The 1788-nt window shown below is 39.8% G+C and carries 1 protein-coding gene and 2 pseudogenes; all 3 read left to right on the plus strand.

The window, feature by feature from the left end; genetic code table 11:
* Positions 1 to 717: 717 nt before the first annotated feature.
* Positions 718 to 798, plus strand: a pseudogene (locus tag ODU45_RS09865) (pyridoxamine 5'-phosphate oxidase family protein); the annotation flags it as partial.
* A gap of 121 nt (positions 799 to 919) precedes the next feature.
* Positions 920 to 1261 (plus strand): metal-sulfur cluster assembly factor, encoded by a 342-nt coding sequence (locus tag ODU45_RS09870; protein ID WP_024406534.1) that lies wholly within the window; start codon positions 920 to 922, stop codon positions 1259 to 1261.
* Positions 1262 to 1505: 244 nt separating this feature from the next.
* Positions 1506 to 1788, plus strand: a pseudogene (locus tag ODU45_RS09875) (IS4 family transposase); the annotation flags it as partial.

A 1788-nucleotide genomic window follows, 5' to 3' on the forward strand; every position in this document is an offset into this window, starting at 1 on the left:
TTTTATAATCATCAACGATTTCAAGAACGCAACAACGGCCTTGCCCCTCTTGAAATGAGGAACAAGGCCGTCGCCTAATCTTTTATTATTTCATTGTCCACTTGACAGGGAGCAGTTCAAAACAAGTCCTAGTTTTAAGTTGTTGAGCTGAAACAGTCTATCCCCAGACTGTGAATGATGTGAGCTGACTACAGTCAGCCTATGTCAAGGTCTACCAGACCTTTTGAACTCCAACCCCTGTATAGCTCCAAAGGTTCGGGGAACCTTTGGAGGCTGGAGATAGAGCGAACAGAGTTCGCTACAAAACTGTCTGGGAGACAGTTGGAAGTTGGAAATAGAGCGAACAAGGTTCGTTACAAAAAGGTTCGGGGAACCTTTGGAGGCTGGAAACGGAGCGAACTCTGTTCGCATCAGCAGTATAGGTCAAATTTGGAGTGTGAAATACGAATTGCTGTGATTTGCTTCGCAAATCGTATCTCCAACCTTTAACCTCGCTTTTTTCTTTCTAGGCTCGGGCTGAAACAGTTCCCCGAACTGTTTCACTCTGCTGGACTGTTAAAGCCAATTAACCACTCCCACTGCGCTGAGATGTTGACACGAACTCTGAGAAGTGGCTTTGGACTTTTTGCCCAGCCTCGTTTAAAGTTAAAAAAATTATTCTACGGTCTCGTTTTCTAACAGTATCTGGTTTGCTGTTTTTTGATATAGTACAGAAAACAGGTGTTTCAGATTTATGCAGGTCATGGTTTCTATCATAGTTTGCCTCAAGGGCACAAATACATTTTTTCTATCGGTTAAGGTAAGGATTCAGAAGTCCGTGCTCTATAAAAGCTAAATAAAAACATTTGATAGCATAGGTATATTTCGTTTAATTATGATACAATACTTCTTATAAATATTTTAGGAGTGTTTAAATTTAATGAGAGAAGATATTCAGATTAATGAACGAGCGTTAACTGTATCAGAACAGTTGATAGAGGTTTTGGAATCCATTTACGATCCTGAAATTGAACTAGACATCTACAATTTGGGTTTGATTTATGAGATTCATTTAGATGAAGCTGGTTTTTGTAAGGTTGTCATGACCTTTACAGATTCAGGTTGTTCTTGTGCGGATACTATGCCTGGTGAATTGGTTGCAGCCTTGAAAACGATTGATGGTATAAACGATGCACAGGTAGAGATTGTCTGGTCTCCTGCTTGGAAGATGACCCGTATCAGCCGTCTCGGACGTATTACACTTGGTATCAGTCCGAAATAAAAAGAAAATGAGAGAGGGAAAGAACTCGACGGTCAAAAGAGTTCTCCTCGCTTCCGAATATGTTGGTTCGGGCTAAAATAGTCCACTGGACTGTTAAACCCAATCAACCACTGCGCTGAGATATTGACACGAACTCTGAGAAGCGAGGCTGGTCTTTTTGCCCAATGTCATTAAGTTAACTAACCTATCACATTTTGTGGTGGGTTATTTTTTATGTTACACTAAAAATAAAAGAGGAAAAGTCATGCTAGATCAGATTAAAGCTCATTTACTTGATAGTATTAACGACATCGTTTCCACCGCAAACCAGTTTGTGCTTCATCCTGAAAAAGATTTTAGTCGGAAAAGTCAGCTAACGATGAAAACTATGATTCAAGCTATACTTACCATGGGAGGCAATACCTTATCTAAAGAGCTACTTGACTTACATTTACCAGTTACCCAATCTGCCTTTGTCCAACGACGATATCAGATCAAACATCAAGCTTTTAAAGCCCTGTTTACCAATATTACTTCTAAAATTCCAA

Origin of the sequence: Streptococcus sp. 2022WUSS135 (assembly GCF_044427045.1) — a bacterium.
Taxonomy (GTDB): domain Bacteria; phylum Bacillota; class Bacilli; order Lactobacillales; family Streptococcaceae; genus Streptococcus; species Streptococcus hashimotonensis.

Coding starts and splice junctions, on each gene's coding strand:
- ODU45_RS09870 (WP_024406534.1), top strand. CDS start 920: ATGAGAGAAGATATTCAGATTAATGAACGAGCGTTAACTGTATCAGAA.